The sequence below is a fragment of the Thermus oshimai DSM 12092 genome (assembly GCF_000373145.1).
Classification (GTDB): Bacteria; Deinococcota; Deinococci; order Deinococcales; family Thermaceae; genus Thermus; species Thermus oshimai.
In genome coordinates this window covers 1-5,366 of record NZ_KB890613.1, presented here as the reverse complement: position 1 = coordinate 5,366, position 5,366 = coordinate 1, and the positions used below count along the sequence as shown (strand labels likewise).

At 65.1% G+C, this 5,366-nt stretch carries 7 protein-coding genes; 6 read left to right on the top strand and 1 reads right to left on the bottom strand.

Features of this window, described 5'->3' with window-relative positions:
- The 4 genes from B043_RS0105545 to B043_RS12505 form a co-directional block, all read left to right on the top strand.
- Window positions 1–706, top strand: a 706-nt coding sequence (locus tag B043_RS0105545; protein ID WP_018461251.1) for an SDR family oxidoreductase, incomplete at its 5' end; no start/stop codon positions are given.
- A gap of 14 nt (window positions 707–720) precedes the next feature.
- The gene (locus B043_RS0105540) at window positions 721–1,536 is read left to right on the top strand and encodes an alpha/beta fold hydrolase (protein WP_018461250.1); all 816 of its coding nucleotides are present in this window, start codon (window positions 721–723) and stop codon (window positions 1,534–1,536) included.
- Window positions 1,537–1,900: 364 nt separating this feature from the next.
- A complete protein-coding gene (locus B043_RS13085) occupies window positions 1,901–2,041 on the top strand; it encodes a hypothetical protein (protein ID WP_245538884.1) in 141 nt (46 codons plus the stop codon).
- A gap of 60 nt (window positions 2,042–2,101) precedes the next feature.
- The gene (locus B043_RS12505; RefSeq protein ID WP_169335133.1) at window positions 2,102–3,421 is read left to right on the top strand and encodes an AAA family ATPase; all 1,320 of its coding nucleotides are present in this window, start codon (window positions 2,102–2,104) and stop codon (window positions 3,419–3,421) included.
- A gap of 48 nt (window positions 3,422–3,469) precedes the next feature.
- Here the strand turns inward: B043_RS12505 and B043_RS0105525 are convergent, their stop codons facing one another.
- Window positions 3,470–3,781, bottom strand: a complete 312-nt coding sequence (locus B043_RS0105525) for a DUF5658 family protein (protein WP_245538883.1) — start codon at window positions 3,779–3,781, stop codon at window positions 3,470–3,472.
- A gap of 351 nt (window positions 3,782–4,132) precedes the next feature.
- Between B043_RS0105525 and B043_RS0105520 the strand changes: the two genes are divergently transcribed.
- Together B043_RS0105520 and B043_RS0105515 are read left to right on the top strand one after the other, a co-directional pair.
- The gene (locus B043_RS0105520; protein ID WP_155987404.1) at window positions 4,133–5,092 is read left to right on the top strand and encodes a hypothetical protein; all 960 of its coding nucleotides are present in this window, start codon (window positions 4,133–4,135) and stop codon (window positions 5,090–5,092) included.
- Between the two features lie 6 nt (window positions 5,093–5,098).
- Window positions 5,099–5,366 (top strand): transposase (locus tag B043_RS0105515; RefSeq protein ID WP_026234141.1); only part of this gene is annotated, 268 nt, incomplete at its 3' end.

Sequence of the window (5,366 nt, the reverse complement as noted above, 5' to 3'; positions counted from 1 at the left end):
GGGGGCGGCCCACGGCATCGGCCGGGCCACCCTGGAGCTTTTCGCGAAGGAAGGGGCGAGGCTCGTGGCCTGCGACCTGGAGGAGGGCCCCCTCCGGGAGGCGGCGGAAGGGGTGGGGGCCCTGGCCATTCCCATGGACGTGGCCGACCCCCGCTCGGTGGAGGAGGGGTTCGGGAAGGCCCTGGAGGCTTTGGGGGGTTTGGACGGGGTGGTGCACTACGCGGGGATCACCCGGGACAACTTCCACTGGAAGATGCCCCTGGAGGACTGGGAGGCGGTGCTCCGGGTGAACCTTACGGGGAGCTTCCTGGTGGCCAGGGCGGCCAGCGCGGCCATGCGGGAGAGGAACCCTGGGAGCATCGTGCTTACCGCAAGCCGGGTGTACCTGGGGAACCTGGGGCAGGCGAACTACGCGGCTTCCAAGGCGGGGGTGGTGGGGCTTACGCGGACCCTAGCGTTGGAGCTGGGGCGGTACGGGATCCGGGTGAACGCGTTGGCGCCGGGGTTTATTGAGACGCGGATGACGGCCAAGGTGCCGGAGAAGGTGCGGGAGAAGGCCATCCAGGCCACGCCTTTGGGGCGGGTGGGGGAGCCCATAGAGGTGGCCTACGCGGCGCTTTTCCTGGTCTCGGACGAGTCCCGCTTCATCACCGGGCAGGTGCTCTTCGTGGATGGGGGGCGCACGGTCGGCGTAGCCCCCGCTTGAAGGAGGGGAAGGGAATGCCCTTTTTGGAAGTGACCTGGTCCGAATACCGTCACACCATCGAGTACGCCTGGGTTAATCCCGAGGCCCCGGGACCCCTTTGGGTCTTCCTCCACGAGGGCCTAGGCTCTGTGGCCCTTTGGCGGGGCTTCCCCGAGGAGCTCTGCCGGGCCCTGGGGGTCCGGGGGTTGGTCTTCTCCCGCTGGGGGTACGGCCGCTCCAGCCCCCGTCCTCCCGAGGAGCGGTGGGGCCCGGACTTCATGCACCGCCAGGCCCAGGAGTTCCTCCCGGCCTTCTTCCAGGCCCTGGACCTAGGTGGGGAGCCCCTTTGGTTCTACGGGCACAGCGACGGAGGCTCCATCGCCCTCATCTACGCCGCCACCTTCCCGGAGGCCGTGGGGGGCCTGGTGGCGGTGGCCCCCCACGTGTTCGTGGAGGAGGTCACCCTGGAGAGCATCCGTAGGGCCCGAACCAACTACCTTTCCGGGGATCTGAGGGCCCGTCTAGCCCGCTACCACCAGGACCCGGATTCCGCCTTTTTCGGCTGGAACGAGGCCTGGCTGGATCCTCGCTTCCGCGCCTGGGACATCCGCGACCTCCTCCCCCAAATCCGGGCCCCCATTTTAGCGATCCAGTGCTACGGGGACGAGTACGGGACCATGGCCCAGATCGAGGAGATAGCCCGCTTAGCTCCACGGGTGGAGCTCTGCCGCCTAGAGGGGTGTGGCCACAGCCCCCATCGGGACAGGCCCGAGGCGGTTATAGAGGTCGTAAAGGGCTTTTTCCGCCGCTGCACCGGTCTGGAAGACGGAAACTTCCGCGGAGTTGGTTAGGGGTTTGGGCTGTGCAGGGGGTGGGTTACCCCCTCTGGCCGGCACCTTCTTCCTCCTCCCTCTTCCCGCTCCCCGGGGCTGGACAAACTCCAAAAAGCGGACCGCAACGCGGACCGCAACCCGGCCTGAATGGGGCTGAATCCAGGGGAGTGGGACTGGAAGAAAACCCCTTAAATAAGGGCTAAACCGCAACTTTAAGAAAGGGAAGGAATCCAGGGAAACCTCCTTGGAGAAGCGGGAGGTCTTCCGGGCCCCTCAGGGAGGGTGGCGGCCCATCCTGGCCGTCATGGAACGGGAAGGGGTGGACTCTAGGGGAAAGGGGGCTTCCCTTCTCACCATGGCGTACACAGCCCACCTGGGAGAGGTGAGCGCTATCCTCGCGGTCTACGAACGCAAGGGCCTCGAGGCCGCCCTCCAACTCGCCGACCGCCTCCTCGAAACCCGCACCCTGGCCTTCAAGTACGGCCTCCACGAGGTCTCCGGCCCTAGGGCCAGAAAGGGATAAAATTTACCGGGGGTCCCTATGATCGTCTTGTTCTGGCCCAGTTTCTTGGGGCTTCTCGGTTTGGCCGCCGTCCTCGGAAACCGGGACGCGCAGATCTTCCTTCTGACCATCGCCGTCCTCTGGCTTCTCTACACTTACCGGGAGCCCCTTTTGAGGTTTGCCTCCGGGGTGCGCATTCCCCCTATCTTCGCCGGAGGTCCCTTCTTCCTTTTGAGGCGGCTCTTTGCCGTCTTTCTCATGCTTTCCGGGCTAGCGCTCTCGGGAACCGCGCTTCTTTACATCGTCCTTACCGCCATCAACCTTCTTTGGGGAAAGGGGTTTGCTCCGGGAGATCCGTCCCTCCTCACCGTGGCCCTCGTGGGAGGCATCGGGGTTCTCGCGGGGCTCTATGGCCTAGACCTGTACCGCCGTCCTCCCATCCGGGTTCATGGACACGGAAGGCCCGTGGTGGTCAAGAAGACGGTGAGCGGCGGTACCGAAGCGGTGGACTTCACCGCCCTGGAGGAGGCCCTGAAGCGGAGGGTCATCGGCCAGGACCACGCGGTGGAAGCCGTGGTCAGGGGCCTCAAGCGGAAGGCGGCGGGGCTTTCCCGGAAGGAAAAGCCCTTTTCCGTCATGCTCGCCGGGCCCACCGGGACCGGGAAGACGGAGCTCGCCAAGGCCCTGGCGGATGCCCTGGGCCGCCCCCTGATCCGCTACGACATGAACCAGTACGGCCAGGACCACACCGTGGCCGCCCTGGTGGGCTCCCCGCCCGGGTACGTGGGCTCCGACCGCCCGGGGAGGCTTTACGAAGACCTGGCCCGCCACCCCAAGGGGGTCTTCCTCTTCGACGAGATGGAGAAGGCCCACCCCGCGGTCTTAGACCCCCTCCTCCAGCTCCTGGACGAGGGGCGGTTCCAGGAGCTCTCCAAGGGGCTGGTGGCCTCCGCCCCGGAGGCCATCCTCCTCTTCACCACCAACCTCCTGGCCCGGGAGGCCTTCGAGGGGAGAGGGGAGATGCCCGACCACCTCCTCCGGGGCCACCTGGTGGGGTTGGGCCTCCGGCCCGAGTTCGTGAACCGCCTGGACACGGTGGTAGCCTTCCGCCCCTTCGACCAGAAGACCCTTCGCGGGATCGCCGAACGACACCTTCGGGGCTACCTGGAGAACTGGAGACGGCAGGCCGGACTGGCCTACCTGGAGGTGAAGGTGGACGATGGCGTGTACGACCTCCTCCTCTCCCGGGTGGACGCCCGCTTCGGGGCCCGGGACCTCCAGCGGGCCATCGAGTCCCTGGTGGCCGATCCCCTGGCCGAGGCCTACCTCGCCTACAAGGGAAGGCCAGGACGGCTGGAGATCTCCAGAGAAGGGGAAGACCTCCTCATCCGGTTGGAGTAAAACACGGGGCGGGCTAAAGCCCGCCCCAGACCAAGAGAAAAAAGAAGGCTACTTCCTCAAAGGCAACACAAACCCGAGGTTCCAAAGAAACCCCACGGCGTGCCCGTGCCCGGCGATGACGAAGGCCACCGGGTAGGCCACCGTGGGGTCAAAACCCAACCGCGAGAGGAACACCACCTTCAGGGAAAGAAGGCCAAAGTCCACCAGAAAAATCCCCCAAGGGGACCAGGAGAGCGCCCGGGCGTAGAGCGGGTTGCCCTCCCGGTACCCCCGGCGTAGCCCCTCCAGGGTAGTCCAGGTGTCTCCAAGGGCGCTCACCCCGTAGTAGACCAGGGCGTAGAGCCACGCTTTCCGGAACACCTCGGGACTCCCGAGGGCCAACGCCAGCGTGTATACCGTCAAGACCCCGATCAGAAGGAAGGGCATCCCCTTTCACCCCCTAAGAAAAACGCCCGGGGTTCCCCCCGGACGACCATGAAGGCCGAGAGGTGGTCCTAAGACCCCTGTTCGGCGGCTTCAGTATATCACAACCACGAGATAAGTAAACCCCACCTTTCACAACTGACATGGTATAATGGACACGCCATGAAAGCAGAGAGGTGGACCAAGGGGATCCGGCAGACCCTCGGGAGGGAGCCCAGGACTCCCGAGGAGGCTCTTAGGGCTCTGGGCGCCTTCCTCCGTGCCAACCCCACGGAGAAGGGGGAGTTTTTGAGGGAGGCCCACGAGGTCTGGGTGAGGGGGATCTCGTGGGAGATCCGGGACCGCTCTCCGGTGGCGGTGGTGGTCCTCGTCGCCCTGGAGGAGGCCACCCGGAGGCTCGCGGAACGCCACGGGTGGAAGCGGAAGCGGGAGGATAAACCTGCCATCCGGGTTACCGGGGACGACGTGTGGAGCCAGCGCATTCGCGTTAGGGTCGTTTCTAATCCCCGGGGAGAGGGAGTTGACTTCTGGTTTAGCGGGGAGATAAACCAGAAGGTCCTCTGGGCGGCGGCGTTTGCCGTAGCTCAGGGGAAGCAGATATGCGTGGCGGTGCCTTCTTCCCGGATCGGGGAGAAGGTCAAGCGCATGATCGCCACCCGGGCCGCTAGGGTAGCGAAGCAAAGCGGGGACAAATATCTCACCCCCTGGGGGAAGGAAATCCCCCTTCTTCCCGGGGACAGGTGGGAGCACCCCGACTGGGACGAGCCCCGGATCGCCGAAGCGGTCCGGGCGCTTCGGGAGATTCTGGGAGAGTTAGAGGAGGACACCGAACCTGAAGGAGACCGTGGTCCTTGGGCTCACCAGACCCGGTTGCCCACCTGGGCGATCCGGGCAATTCTGGAGAACCAGGGGGAGGACCTGGAGGGGGTAGGGTGGGAGTACCTCCACCTCCTCGAGCGGGAGGCCCTGGAAGCCTTGGACTCCCTCACTCTCAACGCCGATGTCTACTACGAGGGAGATCTGAGGAGTCTTCTGGGGCACACCCCGCGCTCCCGGGGTGTCCAACCCTGGTTCGCCAAGTGGGTGAGGGGAGTCCCTACCTACGGGGAAGTCCTCCAGGACTGGAAGGACTTCCTCGAGGTCAGGGAGACCAAGAAGGGGGATAAGGAGATCTGGTACTGGGGGAAGATGGCGAAAAACCTGGCCCCCACCATCGCCCACAGGGGTCGTGTAAGGAATTATGTGTAAGGGTCTGTGTTTAATAGGGGGGCACACCTTAGACGGAGGAGGTGCCCCTTGGATCAGGATACCCTGCGGATCTTGCTGAGGGAAGCGGTGCGGGAGACAGTAGCCGAGGTTCTGCAGACGGTTCTGGAGCTGGACCGGACGGCCTTCTTGCAGGTGCACGGAGGCCGCAGGAACGGCTACTACCCCCGCAAGCTGGAGACCACCTTCGGCCAGGTGGACCTGAAGGTCCCTAGGGATCGGGAATCTCGGTATTACCCGGCTTTCCTTAAGCCCT